General features: G+C 40.9%; 15 protein-coding genes. 5 read left to right on the plus strand and 10 right to left on the minus strand.

Annotated elements, in window-relative coordinates:
* Positions 1–428: 428 nt before the first annotated feature.
* On the plus strand, positions 429–1,151 hold the full coding sequence (locus tag HWQ44_RS16220) for a class I SAM-dependent methyltransferase (RefSeq protein WP_292720344.1): 723 nt from the start codon (positions 429–431) through the stop codon (positions 1,149–1,151).
* Between the two features lie 138 nt (positions 1,152–1,289).
* Here the strand turns inward: HWQ44_RS16220 and HWQ44_RS16225 are convergent, their stop codons facing one another.
* The 3 genes from HWQ44_RS16225 to HWQ44_RS16235 all read right to left on the minus strand — a co-directional run bounded on the left by HWQ44_RS16225 (position 1,290) and on the right by HWQ44_RS16235 (position 3,534).
* On the minus strand, positions 1,290–1,718 hold the full coding sequence (locus HWQ44_RS16225) for a DUF202 domain-containing protein (protein ID WP_292720390.1): 429 nt from the start codon (positions 1,716–1,718) through the stop codon (positions 1,290–1,292).
* 363 nt (positions 1,719–2,081) lie between these two features.
* Positions 2,082–2,744 carry a hypothetical protein gene (locus HWQ44_RS16230; protein WP_292720347.1) on the minus strand — a complete coding sequence of 221 codons (663 nt, stop codon included), beginning with the start codon at positions 2,742–2,744 and terminating at the stop codon, positions 2,082–2,084.
* A gap of 79 nt (positions 2,745–2,823) precedes the next feature.
* Entirely contained in the window at positions 2,824–3,534 is a 711-nt protein-coding gene (locus tag HWQ44_RS16235; RefSeq protein ID WP_292720350.1) for a cadmium resistance transporter, read from the minus strand.
* A gap of 248 nt (positions 3,535–3,782) precedes the next feature.
* Between HWQ44_RS16235 and HWQ44_RS16240 the strand changes: the two genes are divergently transcribed.
* Complete coding sequence (locus HWQ44_RS16240) at positions 3,783–4,748, plus strand: LysR substrate-binding domain-containing protein (protein ID WP_292720353.1); 966 nt, start codon at positions 3,783–3,785, stop codon at positions 4,746–4,748.
* A 148-nt stretch (positions 4,749–4,896) separates the two neighbouring features.
* On the opposite strand, the gene HWQ44_RS16245 is transcribed toward HWQ44_RS16240, so the two are convergent.
* The 3 genes from HWQ44_RS16245 to HWQ44_RS16255 form a co-directional block, all read right to left on the minus strand.
* Positions 4,897–5,265, minus strand: a complete 369-nt coding sequence (locus HWQ44_RS16245; RefSeq protein ID WP_292720356.1) for a pentapeptide repeat-containing protein — start codon at positions 5,263–5,265, stop codon at positions 4,897–4,899.
* On the minus strand, positions 5,255–5,569 hold the full coding sequence (locus tag HWQ44_RS16250) for a hypothetical protein (protein WP_292720357.1): 315 nt from the start codon (positions 5,567–5,569) through the stop codon (positions 5,255–5,257). The genes HWQ44_RS16245 and HWQ44_RS16250 overlap by 11 nt, the downstream gene beginning before the upstream one ends.
* A gap of 135 nt (positions 5,570–5,704) precedes the next feature.
* Positions 5,705–6,235, minus strand: coding sequence for a hypothetical protein (locus HWQ44_RS16255; RefSeq protein ID WP_292720359.1), 531 nt, complete (start codon positions 6,233–6,235; stop codon positions 5,705–5,707).
* Positions 6,236–6,612: 377 nt separating this feature from the next.
* On the opposite strand from HWQ44_RS16255, the gene HWQ44_RS16260 reads away from it, so the two are divergent.
* A complete protein-coding gene (locus HWQ44_RS16260; RefSeq protein ID WP_292720361.1) occupies positions 6,613–10,248 on the plus strand; it encodes an AAA-like domain-containing protein in 3,636 nt (1,211 codons plus the stop codon).
* A 221-nt stretch (positions 10,249–10,469) separates the two neighbouring features.
* On the opposite strand, the gene HWQ44_RS16265 is transcribed toward HWQ44_RS16260, so the two are convergent.
* Both HWQ44_RS16265 and HWQ44_RS16270 read right to left on the minus strand, forming a co-directional pair.
* Positions 10,470–10,880, minus strand: coding sequence for a PleD family two-component system response regulator (locus HWQ44_RS16265; RefSeq protein WP_292720363.1), 411 nt, complete (start codon positions 10,878–10,880; stop codon positions 10,470–10,472).
* Positions 10,881–10,937: 57 nt separating this feature from the next.
* Positions 10,938–12,044, minus strand: coding sequence for a response regulator (locus HWQ44_RS16270; protein WP_292720365.1), 1,107 nt, complete (start codon positions 12,042–12,044; stop codon positions 10,938–10,940).
* Between the two features lie 954 nt (positions 12,045–12,998).
* Here HWQ44_RS16270 and HWQ44_RS16275 point away from each other — a divergent pair.
* Complete coding sequence (locus tag HWQ44_RS16275) at positions 12,999–13,169, plus strand: hypothetical protein (RefSeq protein ID WP_292720367.1); 171 nt, start codon at positions 12,999–13,001, stop codon at positions 13,167–13,169.
* A 775-nt stretch (positions 13,170–13,944) separates the two neighbouring features.
* Here HWQ44_RS16275 and HWQ44_RS16280 read toward each other — a convergent pair.
* Positions 13,945–14,436: a hypothetical protein gene (locus HWQ44_RS16280; RefSeq protein ID WP_292720370.1), complete on the minus strand. Its 492-nt coding sequence runs from the start codon at positions 14,434–14,436 to the stop codon at positions 13,945–13,947.
* A 489-nt stretch (positions 14,437–14,925) separates the two neighbouring features.
* Between HWQ44_RS16280 and HWQ44_RS16285 the strand changes: the two genes are divergently transcribed.
* Positions 14,926–15,582: a hypothetical protein gene (locus tag HWQ44_RS16285; RefSeq protein ID WP_292720372.1), complete on the plus strand. Its 657-nt coding sequence runs from the start codon at positions 14,926–14,928 to the stop codon at positions 15,580–15,582.
* A gap of 77 nt (positions 15,583–15,659) precedes the next feature.
* On the opposite strand, the gene HWQ44_RS16290 is transcribed toward HWQ44_RS16285, so the two are convergent.
* Entirely contained in the window at positions 15,660–18,245 is a 2,586-nt protein-coding gene (locus HWQ44_RS16290) for an adenylate/guanylate cyclase domain-containing protein (protein ID WP_292720375.1), read from the minus strand.
* Positions 18,246–18,706 lie beyond the last annotated feature (461 nt).

Raw genomic sequence — 18,706 nt, forward strand, 5'->3', positions numbered from 1 at the left:
ACAGAGTTTGATCTTGCTCACGAGTTAGAAATACTCTTAAACGAGCGCCCATATATAAGTCACCTCATGTCGATGCATTCTCTGTATTTACTTATCTTTACATAGTCTGGTTTTTTTATGCCCACCTACTTAGTTACCAGATATACCAGGAATTTCCAAAAGCGCCTCTGTTGCTGCGATCGCATCTTTCCCCTCAATCGCCAACTGAATTTCTGCCATAGTGTTGATCTGCAAGTAACTCCAGGCTTATTTTAAACAACATCCCAAGGCAATTTCTCGGCTTTTTCTTAACATTCAACACTTCTGTAACAAACTTTATTAGCCCTTTTATTCTTGCTGGGGATTCAGGTAAGCTATTTTGCAATTACTGCTTGCACTTTGTCTACACTAGAACTTGACTGAAGTACTTAAAGAGCAGCAAAAACCTAATGTCTAAAAAGTCCGATTCGCAGTTCCAAAATCTCTTTAGTTCACCCAAATCAACCAACTGGGACGAAAGATTAGGCCAAATAGCCTATCGCTTTAATCGAGAGTATCAACGTGAAACCTTTGAACTCCCAGCAGAAGTACAGGCGATGCCGATATTCCGCGAGTGGATTGCTGGGAGTTTCTCAGGGAGAATTGCTTCCCCTTTCTGGGAAATTGCTAAACCTCAAAAAAACCAACACTGTATAGATATTGGCTGTGGTATCAGCTTTTTAATCTATCCTTGGCGGGATTGGCAAGCATTTTTTCATGGGCAAGAAATCAGTAATGTGGCACGCGATACCCTTAATTCCCGTGGGCCACAGTTGAATTCTAAGCTATTCAAAGGTGTTGAGTTAGGAGCCGCTCATCAGTTAAGCTATCCATCAGAACAATTTGATCTTGCGATCGCCACCGGATTCAGCTGCTATTTTCCACTCGAATATTGGGATGCTGTGCTAGCAGAAGTTAAGCGGGTGTTAAAACCAGGTGGACATTTTGTGTTTGACGTTCTCAATCCAGAACAGCCTCTAGCGGAAGATTGGGCAGTTCTGGAAACCTATTTGGGTGCTGAGGTATTTTTAGAGCCTTTGGCTAAGTGGGAAAAAACGATTAAAGCGGCTGGTGCTAAAGTAGTAACGCAGAAATCAGGGGAATTATTCGAGTTGTATAAGATACGATTCTAAAAATACAGCAGTTTGTAAGTAACTGAGGTACAAAATCTAGGACTGAAGATTCAGATATAAAGAGTTTCTATCTCCTGCTTCCTACCTCAAAACCCATAGCTTTGTAATTCATGCAAAAGAAAACTGCTGTATTATTTATTATTCAGGGATAAGTGGACTCATTGGATCTAAAGAAGTTGTAAAAACAAAATAGATTACCCCAGCGCCGAGAATCATCACAGCGAGACTGAACAGCAACACCCACCGGTCTGTTGGTTCGTAAGTATCTTCTTCGATATCACGACGGACAGCGAAATAGTGTCCTGTTGAGAGCCACACCGTGATTAAACCCACCAGCGAGAAGACTAAACCTAATTTCCAGCCGTTACCAGGACGGGGTATCAAAGGTACTTGGAAGGCACGCAAACGCACGATGACGACACCAAAACCTAAAAGAGCGATCCCTGTCCGCATCCAAGCCAGGTAGGTACGCTCATTTGCCAAGTGATCTCGGATTCTGGACGGGTTCAGTCGTCCTGCCTTTTTTTTATCTTTATCTTCTTCTGTAGTTTTCAATTTTAACTGCATCAATAACACCCTTATGCCCAAAGCGGCCTTTCTCAAAAAAATGCGGAGGTAGTAGGAAATCTCCTTCCAGATGACTTGCACCCAGCGCAATAGTTGCGCTAATGAAATATACCTGTTGTGATTGTACATTTTTTTCAAAATTTATTTTAATGCAGATATCTAAATAAAACAAGCCTGATCGAATAATTCGTAATTCGTAATTGATGGCACAGAGCAACTGCAAGTGATAAGAAGTCATAAAGAAAACAGCCAAGATTCAGAGAGATTGTTAACCAGTACAAGTCCTGTTTTTGTCTCTGATTTTGGCTGTTACCCTATTTCAATTCAGAACAATCATTTAAAAATAGACTATGCAATTCTATTTCAAGACTGATTGCTAGGCGCATTGGGAACTCGTGTATTTATGATATCCTGCGATATATCTGGGATAAACCAGTTAGCCTCTTTGCTGTTAAGAACTTTCACAGTCGGAACATTCAATTCAATCGCAGCCTTATCTGGATTGGTCTTAATCACTAACTGAGTTCCATCAAGTATCTTGAGAGCAGCCGCTCCTGTCAATTCTTGACCTTTCCCATTAGGACTAGAAGTGAAATTTGCTACCTTGACATCATTCGGTAGATAGATGCCATCACAATCCCAGTTATTTTTAGTGGACTGACCATTAGCTAGAAAATACAGATTATTTTCATATACGGCATCTTCATCGTCTTCATTATTTGGTCTTTTACCGTATACCGCTATGGTATTACCTGTTTGGTTGTCGCACTGACCCCAGTTGATTCCCGTCTCTAAAGCATATTTTTGCAGTGTTAATTCTTCGGTTCTCTTTTGAATTTCTTCTGGTGTGAGACCTTCAACTTGAGTTTGGGCATCTTTTGTTTGAGTCAGTTCATTAAGTGCTTTAGTGACTTCGATGTAGTCAGGGTTTTTGCTAAATTTTGGTCTATCAGCAAAAGAAGGTTGAGCAAAGGCGAAATTGGCGACAATCATTAAGACAATGAGCAGAGATTTCCAGATTTTCATGTTTTGATTCCTGTTGATAGATAAGATATTTTGCAGTTGGAAATTCATTTTGGTGAGTAAATTCATGATGCACCTCTTTTTAGACAGTTAATTTTTCTTGTTCTTCACTCGACGGCTGAGTATTTAAACCTAAAATCAATGAGAATATATAACTAGAAACTACAGATAAAAGAGTCCAGGTAACATTTTCTGTGACAATAAACACGCCCAAACCAATCAAGATACAAGGCACAAAAGTATTGCCGTTTTCAGTTAAAAAGTTGGCGATCGCAGGCAAGTAGGTTAATTTATAAGCGGTATAACACCATACACCCACTAAGGCAAAAAATACACTTAGGATCACCAGCAGACTATCTAATTCTGAGTTGGCAAACAGAGGCACATACACGCTGATATTATCACTACCATTGGCAAAGGCGATCGCAGCGACATTGCAAGTTTGCGGAGAAAGAAAATTGCCAATTATAGAGGGACAAGACGGCTCGGTTTCTGCTTCGGCTTCCTCAGATGAATCCTCTTCGCGTTTTAGTAAACTGCTCACACCAATGATTATTGGCATAAAACCAAGTAGTCTAATCCAGTCCTGCGGTATGATTAATCCACCGAAGAAACCGGGAAGGCTAGCAATGATCAATGCCGCAAAACCGAGATACTGACCAGCAAGGATGTGACGACTGCGAAACGTTTTGCTTATTTGTGAAAAAAGCAACGTCAGTATGACAATATCATCAATGTTGGTGGCAGTGAATGCGGTAATCCCTGTGGTAATTGCAGTTACTAAATCGTTCATTTGTGAATGTCCTTATTTTCATGCTTGGGAATCGGGCATTGGGCATTAGGCATTAGGTATTGGTTATTTCCCCTCTGCTCCTCTGCTTCTTCTGCTTTCCCTGCTCTCTACTTGGCCGTTTGAGTCCGTGCCGAAGCCTTGATTTATACTTTAGTCAAACTAACCGATAGAATCAAATGCTTTTGTTTGTCAAAATGATAAATGAAAGTGATTAAAATTTTGACACCAAGTTGTAGGGACACCATAAAATGGCAGGAATGACGCTTGAGCAGCTAAAAATCTTTCAGGCTGTGGCGCAGCACTTACACTTTACTCGCGCAGCAGAGGAGCTTTATATTACACAACCTGCCGTCAGTGCAGCGATCCACAACTTAGAGCAAGAATACGGAGTGAAACTATTCCATCGGATTGGTCGCCACATCGAGATTGCTGAGGCGGGTAAATTGCTGCAAGTGGAAGCGCAGAAAATTCTCGATCAAGTTTCCTTGACTGAAAGGGGATTGCGAGAATTAAACAATCTGCAACGGGGTGAATTGAAATTAGGTTCGAGTTTGACAATTGGTAACTACTGGCTACCAAGTAAGATTAGTGAATTTAAGAGCCAATATCCCGGTATCCAGATTGACTGTACCCTTGCCAATGCAGAAACGATTTGTGTTGGCACAGCGATGGGACAGTTTGATTTAGGTTTGGTGGAAGGAGATGTGAAGCCAGCGCTTCAGAATACTCTAGAGTATGAAATAGTGGCGAGCGATCGCTTGCAAATTGTGGTCGGTCAAAAACACCCTTGGTTTGAGTGGGGAGAAATTGACTTAAGCCAACTAACTCAAACTCCTTGGGTGATGCGGGTGCGAGAATCTGGTACACAGCAAAGGTTTGAGGAAGCGTTGCAAAATTGGGGGATCAATCTCAGTGAACTGAATGTCATTTTAGTGTTCACCAGTGGTGAGATGGCAAAAGCCGCGATTGAAAATGGCGTAGGCGCAACTGGAATTTCTGAGTTGATGGTAAAAAAAGAAATCCAGTTGGGGACTCTGCGGGCAATTCGAGTTATAGATAACAGAGAAGGTAACGGTGCGATCGCAGAAATAGTTAGACCTTTTTTCAAAATCAAGCATCGTCAGCGTTTTCAAACTGCTCTTTCTAAAGTCTTTGAACAAATGTTGATATCGTCTATATTAGATGGCTCACATCAACATGTATCAGTTATTTAAAGAGGACTAGGGATTGGGGATTGGGGATAAAGGGTAATGGGGATTGGATGCCAAATCAAAAAATTATGGTGCTTGCTCTTACCCACCACTAAATTTTAAAAAACTTTTTCCCAGTCCTCAGTCCCTAGTCACCAGTACCCAATCCCCTTCACACCTTCTGCATATTTCTACTGATAGGGTCAAAACCTCTAGAAAACCGCGTACTTTCATCGTAGTAAGCGCCAGTCAGATTCGCTCCATACAACTTGGCATAGTTGAGTTTTGCTCCCCGGAGATTTGCTTCATTCAGATTGACACCGCTCAAATTAGCTTTGGTCAAATTCGCTTTGGCTAAGTTAGTCCTACTCAAATCTGCTCCCCAGAGTTTAGCTTTAGCTAGGTTAGCTCCACTCAAGTCAGATCCCCATAAATTAATTCCAGGCAAATAAGCTCCAATCAACTTGTCCCTACTCAAGTTAATGGCTGGAAAATATCTTTCCCCTGCGGCAAAACGCCTTTTTAATTCTTCAGCATTCATGTGTCGCGTTGACCTTCTTTAGCAATACAGAAGTTATTTGTTCCCATTCCTGGCTTAGTTCTCCTGAAAATGCTGGTTGACCACTGCGTTGATACCAGAAATCAGCATTGTTCAAATCGCCTTCTTTGCGGTGCAGATAAGCATGAACCCAGGCACTATCGGCATCGCTGGCATTTGCAACTATTTCATGAGCTTTGTTCCAATCACCTTTGTTGTCATACCACATTGCTTGCAGCCCTTTTGGTAGTGTCTGAGGGCATGAGCGCTGCTTTTCGATGAATCGTAAGAATTCCTCTGTATTCACGATCGCCACCCAACAAGAATCAAACTTCTATTTCTAAGATACTCCTCAGTTTCAGCGAAGGATGGGGGGATTGGGGACTGGGAACTACAGAAAAGTTTTTTTAATACCCAATATCCAATGCCTAATCTCTCATATCTACTTGACTGGAATAACTTCAAACTCGAAAGTACTGATCAAACGGTCATCAATATAGACTTCTATTCTATGCTTACCAACTGGATCGCCAGGAGCGATCGTCCAAAAATTCTCAATCACACCCTCTGGGGCCGACTGTGTGCGCCGTGTTACAGATGTTGTGCCGTCTGCTGATATTGAGAAATCTTCACCATTATCTGTACCCCAAGTTTCTGGAGGTTTTGGTAAACGCAAGACTTCACGCCATTTCACTTCACCTCGGTAGTCTTTGAGTTTAATCCGCCACCCGTAGGTGTTTCCTTCCTGAAGTGGTACTCTTTTTGTCTGAAAAATGGTGACGTTCCCTTTGGAGTCAACTCTCTTCAGTCCAAACTCGGTGTTACTGACAGTAATCTGTTTTGCATTTGTTGGCGCAGGAGATGATATGGCATTTTCTACCAAAACAGAAGTAGCGTTGATTGGCTTAGAACCTATGACTCCAGATATTAGCCAAAAAGAAGCTAGCACAGCAGTAGTAGTCCAAATTCTCATTAGTATGGTTTTCCTGTCAGACTTTTGGTACTTATTCAAGTAATCTGCCATGTTTTCCGGGTCAAGGTTAGCGATAGTTAGATAAAGACGAAATTACTAGAGTGAATTTGGCGGATTTAACCAACTCACTCACCTTGATCAACATCCAATTTAAAATCAGTAAATCATAGTCTTTGGGAAAGGCAAACCATTACACCCTTTTTCTGCGTAGGCGTAGCCCAACCTAGGTATCGCATCTACTGTATACCCATTCGTCACGATCTTTTTCTACGAGACGCTTGGCAAACAGGACGGTGTGGTATGGATTAGTATTCTGAATCCTGAATTCGGAATTCTGACTCCTTTTTTATATCTACCTTTTCTAATCACAATTTTGTATGAGATACCAAGTTGGCGGTAGCCTCCACAGTGACGATCCCACATACGTTGTGCGTCAGGCAGACGAAAAACTTTATACAAGTCTCAAAGGTGGTGATTTTTGCTACGTTTTCAACTCTCGTCAAATGGGTAAGTCATCCCTACTACAGCGAATAAGTCGTCGTCTCAAGTCAGAAGGCTATAAATGTGTTTACTTAGACGTGACTCAATTGGGTAGCGAGGATACTACATCAGCACAATGGTATAAAGGAATTATTGTCAGTATGTTCTACGGGTTAAATCTGGCGGAACACGTCAACTTTAAGCAATGGTGGGATATGCAAGCAGGTCTTTCTCCTGTACAAAAACTACACCAGTTTGTTGAAGAAGTATTGCTACCAAATATCAAGAGCGATTCTGAAGAAGCCGACAAAGCCAAAGGCATTTTCATTTTCATTGATGAAATTGATAGTTTGCTGAGTTTGAATTTTCCGGTCAATGACTTCTTTGCCTGGATTCGTCATTGCTACAATCAGCAGGCACACGACCCGAATTTCCAACGCCTGGGATTTGCATTGTTTGGAGTAGCCAGTCCATCTGACTTAATTGCTGACAAACGTCGGACACCTTTTAACATTGGGACGGCCATAGAGTTATACGGCTTTCAATTGCATGAAACTAGCCCATTGCTAAATGGGTTAAAGGAAGTAATCAGCCAACCAGAAGTGGTGTTGCAAGAGGTAATTTACTGGACAGGGGGACAACCGTTTCTAACTCAAAAACTCTGTCAGTTAGTTCTCCAAACCGCCTTAAAGACATCAGATCGGAAAATTGTCCTATCCCCAAAAACTGAGGCGTCTTGGGTAGAGCAATTGGTGCGATCGCAGATTATTCAACACTGGGAATCACAAGATGAACCCGAACACTTCCGCACAATTCGCGATCGCCTACTTTTCAATCAACAACAAGCCGGACGGTTGTTAGGTCTTTATCAGCAGGTATTGCAAGCAAAGGAAATAGAGGAGGTAAAGAATGAAGACACTCGCGACTCTTGGCGTGTTTATGTCTCCCAGTCTTTGCGTTTATCTCCCGTGCCTACCGATGATAGTCGAGAACAGACAGAGCTTTTACTATCGGGATTAGTCGAGAAGTACAACGGCTATCTCAGAATTAAAAATCCCATCTACCGCAATATTTTCAATACTGAATGGGTGTTTAAGCAGTTAGACAATTTGCGCCCTTACTCACAACCATTCAATGCTTGGGTAGCATCAGAATTTCAAGACGAATCACGCCTGCTGCGGGGGAATGCGTTACAAGAGGTCTTGGACTGGACTCAGCGCAAAAGTCTCAGCGATTTGGACTATCGATTTTTAGCAGCCAGCCAGGAATTGGAACGTCGGGAAGTCCAGCAAAAACTGGAAGTAGAACGCCTCAAAGAAACTGAAGCGCGATTGGCAAGTGAACAAAAGAGCGCCCGCCGTCAGCAACGATTACTACTAGGGGTAAGTCTGTCCCTAGTAGCAGCTATTATCTTAGGGATCACAACACTCTATTCCGAGCGACAGGCCGCGCTGAGTGAGGTGCGGGCGATCGCAGCTGCTTCCAATGGTAGTTTTAATTCCAATCAACGCTTAGATGCACTGGTAAAAGCAATCCAAGCCCGACAGAAATTTCAACGGCTCGATCTGCAAAATTTGGCAGATGCCAATACCCTGGATCTCCAAACCCGCAAAGTATTGGAACAAGCTGTCTACGGTGCTGATGAATTCAATCACCTGTCAGGGCATCAAGGGATCGTCTTAGGTGTTGATTTCAGCCCCGATGGTCAGTGGATTGTCTCATCTAGCATCGATCGCACAGTCAAGCTATGGAAGCGGGATGGAACACTGGTGAGAACAATACCACACACTGCAACCATCAACAGCGTCCGCTTCAGCCCGGATAGCCGCCTGATAGTCGCTGCCGGCATTGATGGTGCTATCCGTCTTTGGACAATCGATGGTAAATTGTTAACCATCTTCAAAGGGCATAAATCTGCGGTGTGGCGGGTTGCTTTTAGCCCAGATGGAAAAACGATCGCTTCTGCCAGTGGTGATTTTAGCGTCAAGCTTTGGCAACTAGATGGTACTTTAATCAGAACTCTCAAGCATGAGCGTGGTATATGGGCAATTGCCTTCAGCCCTGATGGTCAAACCCTCGCTTCTTGTATGGTAGGCGGCACCAATCAGCTTTGGCGATTGGATGGAACGCTGATTAAAAAATTCACAGCCGGAAACGCAACTATTTGGAGTGTTGCTTTTAGCCCTGATGGACAAACTTTAGTATCTGGTGGTGCAGATAAGATGGTGCGCCTGTGGAATCAAGAAGGCACTCTCCTGAAAACTTTTAAAGGGCACACTGCTGAAGTATTTGGTGTAGCCTTTAGCCCTGATGGGCAGACCATTGCTTCTGGGGGTTCTGATAAAACCGTTAGACTCTGGCGGATAGATGGTACTTTATTAAGAACTTTACAGGGGCATACCTCAAATATTCAAACCATCGCCTTCAGTCCTGATGGACAAACTATCGCCTCTGCTAGTCACGACAACACCATTAAACTCTGGAGAGTCAATTCACCTTTAGTAAAGCTACTCAATGGTCATCAAGAAATGGTCTGGCGGGTGGCATTTAGCCCTGATGGGCAACTTCTAGCTTCCGTTGCTGGCAAACAAGTCAAACTCTGGAGACGCGATGGTTCTCTCGCCAAAACCATTTTTGAAGAAGATTCTCGAATGCTTAGTCTCGACTTTAGCCCCGATGGTCGAACTCTGGCGATCGTCGGTTCTGGTGGTGTTGTGAGACTATGGGAACTAGACCGCAATCAGCGAACCATTCTGAAGGGCCCAGGTATCGGTCTTTTGGGTGTTAGCTACAGTCCTGATGGCAATCGGCTAGTGACTGTGGGTTTTGATTACAAGCTTAGACTCTGGCAACGCGACTCTAATGGACAGTTCCAACTCCACCAAGTTATCCAGGCGCATACAGGCCGGATTTGGGACATTGTTTATAGTCCCGATGGGCAGTTTATCGCCTCTGCCAGTGCTGATGGCACCATCAAACTGTGGACTTCAGAAAATAGCGAACGCCTGTTAGAGAAACCCGATCGAATCTTAGAAGGGCATAAGAGTGAAGTCTTTGGAGTTGCCATTAGCCCCAATAGTCAATTTATTGCCTCCACTGGCGGAGATGGTTGTCTGCGACTTTGGAAACGTGATGGGACTCTGGTGAGAATCTTTAATGGTAAAAGTATTGGCTTAACCAGAGTAGCATTCAGTCCAGATGGTCAAATGTTGGCAGCCGCAGGTTTTGACAATACGATCAAAGTCTGGAAGACCGATGGCACTTTGCTTGTTACCCTGAATGGACATACTTCTAACGTGAGCAGTGTTGCCTTTAGCCCCGACGGCAAAACCCTCGCCTCTGGTGGAGATGACCAACTTGTGATTATGTGGGATATACAAAAAATTTTCCATCTCAACCTGCTGAAATATAGCTGTGATTGGGTGGGGGATTATTTAAAGACTAATATAACAGTGGAAAAGAGCGATCGCTCTATTTGCAATCACAGCCTTTTTCATTCATTTGAACCAAAATCCCTTCTAAAGACCGCTTAAAAAGGGTTGCAAACCTCTTTTACCCACTTTTTAGAGGGGTAACCGGAATCAAAGTCCCCCATATCAGGGGATTTAGGACATTTTGCTACCGATAATATCATGTTCGGGTAAAGACTTATCATTTAGACCGCAGGGGTGCAGGGGTGCAGGGGTGCAGGGGGCAGGGTGCAGGGAGAAAGAGGTTTTCCTGATTTTTGCACGGATGCGGTAATCATAAGTAATTAACCGAACTTGATATAAAAGGACTTTTCAAACATCGTCTCAAGGAATTTAATGACACTCAGTAGCTGCTCAGGCGTATATGGCTTAGTTATATAAGCATCTGCACCTTGCTTCTTGGCCCAAAAGTGGTGAATTTCCTGATTTTTATTACTACAAATTATCATCGGCACTTTTTGATTAGTCGGATTTGTTTTGATGAAGCGACATAATTCAAATCCACTCATTCCCGGCATTACTACATCGGTAACAATCGCATCCGGCTTTTCTTCTAAGATTATTTCTAAGGCTTCTTTTGCACTAGTGGACTTAATGACATTGTAACCCCTATCTGTGAGATAACTACTTACTAATTTAAATTCACTCAGACAATTTTCTATAACTAGAATGATAGTGATCCAGGTAATACTCAACCTTAAATCTCCAAAATAATATATTGGTTAATTAGAGTTATTTTTTATATTAGTAAATTAAACAATATGTTTAAAAATTACCTTTAGCAAATCTCCTTGTGTAAATGGCTTAGTTAAATAGCCTGATGCTCTGACCATCTTAGCTTTAGCTCTATCTAGAAAACCTACTTTTTCTGACACCATAATCACAGGTGTATTTTTAAAATGTGAGTGTTTACGTAACAAAGAGCAAAGTTCATATCCGTCTAAATTAGGCATCGAAATATCCAACAAAATTATATCGGGTTTTATCTGGATAATCTGCATTAAAGCTTTTAAAGAATCGTTGACTCCGACCACAGAAAAGGTTTGCTCATCTAAATAACTTTTAATAGCATTCAATACTGTAGGATTGTCATCAATACAAAAGATTGTGTAGACTTTTGTATTATTAACAGACCGTTGAATGATTTGCTGACCACTATGTTCATTCCTATTAATATAGGAGGCTGGTGGTTTATAGCTGTTTATTCTATATGAGTTTGGTGTACTTTTGCTTTTAGGTTTTAGCTCATTGATTTTGAACAATTCTGAGGGGTGCGATTGAAAAGTTGGTGATGTCTGAGAATAAGCCGCTTCTCTACGAGAGGCTTCGCCAACACTTTGGGGCATGAGACATCGTTCAACTAGTAAGCGAAGATTTAGATGACAAAACTTTGGCATATCATCCAGAAAGCTTTCAGGAATAAATTCATAACTCCCCTCTTGTAAGTTTAGAAATGACTCCAGAACTTCTAGCGCCAATTGCTCTATCAGTATCGCGGCTTGAGAGGGACTGATATATTTCTGATTGACTAACCAGCAAATAGCCAGATAGTCTGGGTTCGGTATTGCTTGATTTTCAATACCAGTTTCAAATATCGCCCGCAACTGTTCTTTTATTCCGTGAGGGAGAGTAGAAATTTGCTGACTCAAGCGTTGCAAATTTCTGTAAAGCGGCTCAAACATTTTCTCTGAGTAGCAGGCATAAATTAGTTTACCCTCGTCCACATATATTGACCAAGAGCCTGAGGTGCTAAACACCTGTAAACAACCTGTAATTGACTTACCAGTGATTTTTTTCAACAAAGATAGGGGCTGAAGCTTTTGGAAAAATCTGTATCTACTAATCGGAAGTGTCTTCATTGGGATGGCTCTGGAATAAAATTAACATTTGCAGGCAAAATTAGTGAATTACCTTTTCAGAATTCACCGCGACTTTGTTGGAACCACTTTCAGATAAATATAGCGGTCACATTTGAGTTAGTACAGAGATTCCACACCCCCTAACTGCTAATTCACCAATCTCCGTTAAGCTATAATGCACAAGTTACAACTAAACCAATCCATGCTATTTTCCAATAGCAAAATTGCCCGACTAGTTGCCAGGATATAGTATTTCAAAAATTAGATTGGTTTTCTGTATCTTTCGCTAATCTAGCCAATCTAACAGTAACTCAAGTGCCACCCATAGACCATTGGCTCTCGCCCATCAGTCACAAAAGCATCATTGTTATCCGTATTTTGCAGCCTAAAATTGCAGATACTTTAGTTCTCTTGCAAAAGTTTTTTTAGCCCTAATACTAAAATCTGGAGCGGCCAAAATCTACTCTAAGGTAGACGTAAATGGCTCTCAATGAAGGCTTTTAAGCATTAAGTCCACGCTGACGAACTACGTTTTTGTAGCCGTAACAAAGTAGTGGGGTACTTTTCCAAGAAGTTTATTCTTGAGAATAACTTCGTCAAGAAAAAAAGTATTATTAAAAACTAAGCATTCCAAAACTTCAATGTCTTACTTAGGTTTTTAATTGTAGAGCAACTCTTAGTGTTAGGATTGGGCAAAATTATCACTTGCACAACAAAAATCGTAAACCTCCGACCAAAGATGAGTTAGCTGATAATTGCCGCTATGATGGTGTGGTGAGATGCACAGGCGACCAAATCAGCAGAAGGGAATCTCTTCATAAGTACTGGAAACGGGTTCTAATATTGTGTGGGGCTAAATAGTCACCCTGCACAATTTGGAGCGACAAATTCAAGAACTTACAGCGAAATTCTTGATTGGTAGTACATACCTGCAAAATAGCTATTTTTAGCTAGATGGTAGATAACAATTCAGGAGACAAAAGGCAGGAGGCAGAAGAAACCTACGCGCAACTAAGTGGGACTAAGGCTGTGGATGCTTTGTATCGCACTTCGATATCCTATCCTAACGCGCTGCTGGTCTTGATAGAATCCTTCTTTTTAAACTGGGCAATGACCCAGAATTAAAGTTTTCAATTATACTTCTTTCCTGCTGTCCTCTGCCTCCTGCTTTATCTTGTAACGGACTCACTAAAATTCAGGTTACTATAATTTTCAAAAAAAGTTAGCAGAAATATATAAACTTCATGATAAATCAGTAAAGCAAACATGAAAACTAATTAATAGTATCTTCCAGACAATTGTCATAAATATTTATTTTTTAGGATGTCCGGGAGGGCTGAAAATGTACAGGAAAAGATAATTTTGTCAGCTTATTTAATTACACTTATAAATGAGTGAATCATTTTATAGTAGCAATTTTCCCAGAAAATCTCAAGTTTTAAAAGTCACAAATATAAATAAAAAATTGTCCGCGTAGACGCAGCCCTCACATCTGTTAGCGACACAGGAGCATCACTTTTATAAACAGATATAGCGGTTTCCATTCAGATGCGGTACAAAATTATATCGCGAGTTGTAGGGGCACGGCAGTGCCCATAGGTGTCAACTTAAGGCTTGGCGAATGGAATTCGCAGCTATACAGGCAAAGTCCGCCTGCGCGGACTAAGGTCAAATCAAGGTTTTGAAACCCACGGAGGTGGGTTTTGTTTGTGTAGACGCGGTTTCTAACCGCCCGTTTCGCTGCCGTGCGCCTACGGGTGTACTTCGCTATGTCGGTAAACGCTATATCGCATTCATTAACCCATAAGATATATGTAGCAAAAAGACGCAAAGAATTTCTTTGCGTCTTCAATGTGAGATTTAGAAGTGGACATTCTCACCGTTATACTTATCCATCTAGTTAAAATTGCTCCCGCCAGCACCAGCTTAAAAGTGTGCCACCAGCCACAAGCTTAACTACTTCCAGTACCCAATAACTGCCGTGTAGTAAATTCATGGTTGATGGAATAGCAGCAGCGGCTTCAAATAGGTTGAGTTGAACTCCGATAGCGCACATCTGCGGAGTTAAGAAATAGGTATCAAGCATAGCTATAGTTAACAGCAGCCCAGATAAAACAATACTGCCAATACGCCAGTGATATTGGGTTTTGCCCAAAGCTAGTGCCCCACTTAATACTACAGCCGCAGATAATAATTCCATCCGATTGAAGTTCCAAAAAATCGTATAGCCTGCTGTCGTAAAACCAGCTTGGCTCATCATCCCAGAAAGATAAAGACTAGGCATAATTACCCAGTCTAAAACTAGACTAGCACTGAGCCAAAAGCCTAAGGTCAATACGATCGCGGTTTGCCAAATTGGCCGTTTGAATTCAAAGCTAGAAATAGCAGTCATAAAATAATTGCGTGTTTTGTATTTCTTTAGTTTCTAACTTCACCAGCAGTTTGACAAGAAATATCAACTAACCTTTACAAAGCGATCGCTCTTAAATTATGAACTCAATGCCAAGATTTTTTAAACTTAGTTGAGAAATATTAAGATTTCGTAAAAAGTAATTTCCGTAATTTTCCAAGTAAATAGTGAAGAAGTACAGCTTAATTTAAGATGGCAAGCTTCATCAAAACTTTAAAAAATTAAAACACAAAAAACTTGAGTATTTTTTTGCTGTATGAGATGATTTTAGGTTATTCCTTTCATTTCATTAACCTTTGCTTAATTTTAGACCCTTGTAAATCAAGTGTTTCACATTATATATCCCAAAGAGGAATCTTACAGGAGCAGAAAAATTATACTTCCACAGCAGATATTCAATTCTCAAACATAAATACTTTAAAAACTGGAAAAATCTGCGAGAAGTGCCCTAATTAATCAAGGTAAAAACTCATGACAAACTTAGGTTTTCAAAAATCAAGTTATCTTCATCAAATCAAAGTTTTATTATTAACATTTTTGATAACAATTATTCCATTTGCTTTAATTTTAATCTTCCTCAAATTAAAAACTCAAGTATCTACAGACTATTTGACGAGAGATCCATCTGCCACTATGAATGCACCTTTTTATCTGGGATTTTTCTCAAACATTGGTATATTGCTTTGGTGTTCCTCTGCAACAATCTGTCTCTTTAGTTACGCATTACTCAAAAAAGATATTAGAGCTAAAGAATATTCATCATTCTTTTTATTTTCTGGAGTAATGACATCTCTCCTACTCTTTGATGACTTTTTCTTAATTCATGAGAGTATCTTTCCCAATTATTTACATATTAATGAAAGTATATTTTATGCAAGCTATATTGCACTTGTATTAATATTTTTTATCAAGTTTAAAACAATCTTGAAGAAAACTGAATTTCTCATTTTGTTATCTGCTATTATGTTTTTCGGATTATCAATTATTTGTGATAGTATATTTCCTAATATCCCTATTGCCATAGAAGACACGTTTAAACTAGTAGGAATTACTACTTGGTTTACGTATTTTGCGAGGATATGCCTACAACGGGTAAGCAAACTTCTCAGTTTCTCACTTTTACAATAGTCTTTGTCACGCTAAGTATTAGATATTTAAATGAGAAAAATTTCCCAGTTAATTCATTTAACTTGATGCATTGACGTTTATTTCTCTTGGAACGTCCAAACTCCTTCATCCCAATCTGATTCTGTTGGGGGTGATTGTAACCAATGCTGACAACGCAACAGATGCAGCATAGCAGCTTTGTCCTGGCTGTCTGCTGCCAAAACATTAGCAAACTCTGCTCTGGCACGAGAAAACTGCCGCTTGAGGTAATACTCACGCCCTTTATGATAATGCTCAATCACTTGCAATTTTTCGCTTTCAATGGGATTGGAACGCAAACCCAGTAATTCGTATATGGCTACTGGTTCGTTTCTACCCTTGACACGAATGTAATCTAGTTCTCTAGCCCAAATATTATCTTGGCAAGGTTTAAAGGTGTTATGGCTAATAATAATATCGCAACCATACTGTTTACTGACACTTTCTAATCGAGAACCAAGATTAACACCATCGCCAATAGCGGTAAATTCCATCCGCTTACTAGAGCCAATATTCCCACTAATTACGGTATCAGAATTGATGCCGATGCCAATTTTAATTCTAGGCTTATCATCTACATAGCGACGTTGATTAAATTCGTGTAGACGAACGCGCATTTCTAAAGATGTTTGCACTGCCATCCAAGCGTGTTCTTCTAATGGTAGAGGAGAACCAAATACAGCCATGATGGCATCGCCGATGTATTTGTCAAGAGTACCTTTATGTTTAAATACTGCCTCCACCATTGATTCAAAATATTCATTGAGCATACTCACCACTTCTTCTGCTTCCAAGTTTTCTGTCAAAGTGGTGTAGCCGCGAATATCCGAAAATAATATTGAAACTTCTTTGCGATCGCCTCCTAGTTTAGCATCATCTAATTTCAGCAATTCTTCGGCTAATTCCTGGGTCATGTAGCGGTACATCGTACTCTTGAGCCGCTTTTCATCACTGATGTCTTCCATCACCACCAGCGCCCCCCGGACTTGCTCTTGGTCGCTAGCATCGGCAATTGTGTTAATCGATAAATTAATACTATGTTGTTCTGTACCAGTAGTTAGAAGTGTGCGATCGGGGTAATATTGTTGGCGGCCTTTTAAGTCAATTGCATGTAAAGCATCCTGATACCACTTGCTAAAGTCGCCTTCTTTGATGCCAATGACATCATTAACTAATTTACCTTCTAAACGGTCATCTACTCCCAATCCTAGTAAACGTTGGGCGCTTTCATTGGCGGCGATAATTAATCCAGTTTTATCAGTGGAAACCACTCCATTGGAAAGACTACGCAGAATATCCCGTTGCATTTGTTCTTGTTGCTTGACTGTGGCAAACAACTGGGCATTTTGCAGTGCTACTCCTGCTTGAATATTAAAAGCTTCCATGAACTCTTCATCGTTGCGATCAAAGCTAGCTTGAAAGCAGTCGGGAGCTTTCGGCCAATCAGCTGGATTATAAGGGGGAAAATCACCAGTTTTCTTTTTATTGACGAGTTGGGTAACACCAATCAGTTGTTGATCGGCATTAAACACTGGCATACAAAGTAAGCTACAAGTACGATAACCATTTTGCTGATCTAGTAGTTGGGCTGTCTCTGAGTCAGGATCGTAGTACAAATCAAAAGCAATATTCAACTTCTTACCAGAAGCCGCTACTATCCCAGCAAAACCTTTACCTACGGGGACTCGTAACTCTTTCGTTGAACCATCATCCTGAGTAATTTTCGTCCACAATTCATGACGATCGCGATCTATTAACCATAGTGTACTGCGATCGGCATTCATCAATTCTTTGGCTTCATCCATCACCCGCTTTAGGGTGTCTTCTAAGTCGAGACTGCTTTGAGAAAGTGACTTAATCGCCTTCATCAGCGCTGCTACTGCTCTTTGTTTTTGAGTAGCTACATAAAAAGAGCGCGAGGATTCTAAAATCAGGCGAATCGAAGGGGCAAATTCTTGAAATAATTGTTCGTCAGTACAGGTAAAACCTTTAGTATCAATGCGCTCTGCAAGTGGAGCATCATGATTATTCCCAGATTTTAATTTATTCAGTAATTGTACTACTGCAACTAATTGCCCATGCTCATTTAAGAGTGGCAAAGCTAACATAGTGTAGGTGCGATAGCCAGTTCTCTTTTCTTGTTCTTGGGCAAAATGCGATCGCGGATCGTTATAAAAATCAAAGGGAATATTAATAACTTCTTTAAAAGTGGCGACTTCACCACCAATACCTTTATTTGCGGGGATGCGAATTTCTAAAGAGCGACCGCCCTCACCCTCAGCTAAAATTGACCAAAGTTCTTGTTTTTCTTCATCCAATAAAAATATCGTCGTCCGGTCTGCCCCCAGTAATTCCCCGGTTTTTAAGGTAATCGAATGCAACATTTCTTGCAGAATGGTTTCAAACCCATGAGAATCGAGCATTGACAGGGTTTGATGGACAATCTGTAATTTTTGTTCAACATCCTGAACCACCTGTTTAAAAGTATCCTGAGTCAGGGGAGCAAGAAACGTAGAAAAAGTTCCTTGTCTTGTGGCAAGAGCACCCACAGGAGCAGAATTTGCTTGTAATTCGAGGTTTTCTTGGTTGTGAACACCAATAATCAAATCGGTGGTCTCCCTATAACTTCCTTGATACGCTGACATAAGTGGTATTTTATATAGCAGGATGAGATTTTAGATTTAACAATTAAATTTATTTAGGTGGTGTTAAAAGCAACAATTACTCGACATTATCCATAGTTTAATCCCTTGTTCAGCTAGCGTCATCCTGTGAATAAAGGCGGAAACGGATTACCAACAAGCATGGCTTGACCAGAACCCCTTCCCACTGGTGGATACAGATGATAAATAGAGGGTCAGACCCCTCGTTTAAACGATAAAACATTGTTAGTATTGCCTCGTAATATGTTGTAGGGGTATATCAATGAGCATTGCTGTGTCTGTAGGGTATGGTCTATTTACCTAAAATCTATCAGTAATTTTACGGGCATAAGTTAGGTTTAGCTCAACTGCGATCGCTTCTTGTCGCAGATATGTCAGCCTGAAAAAGAAAGTGCTGAGTAAAAAATACTAGTCCTCTGCTGACTACGAGTTTTATTAATCTG

Origin of the sequence: Nostoc sp. JL34 (genome assembly GCF_017114945.1) — a bacterium.
Lineage (GTDB): Bacteria > Cyanobacteriota > Cyanobacteriia > Cyanobacteriales > Nostocaceae > Nostoc.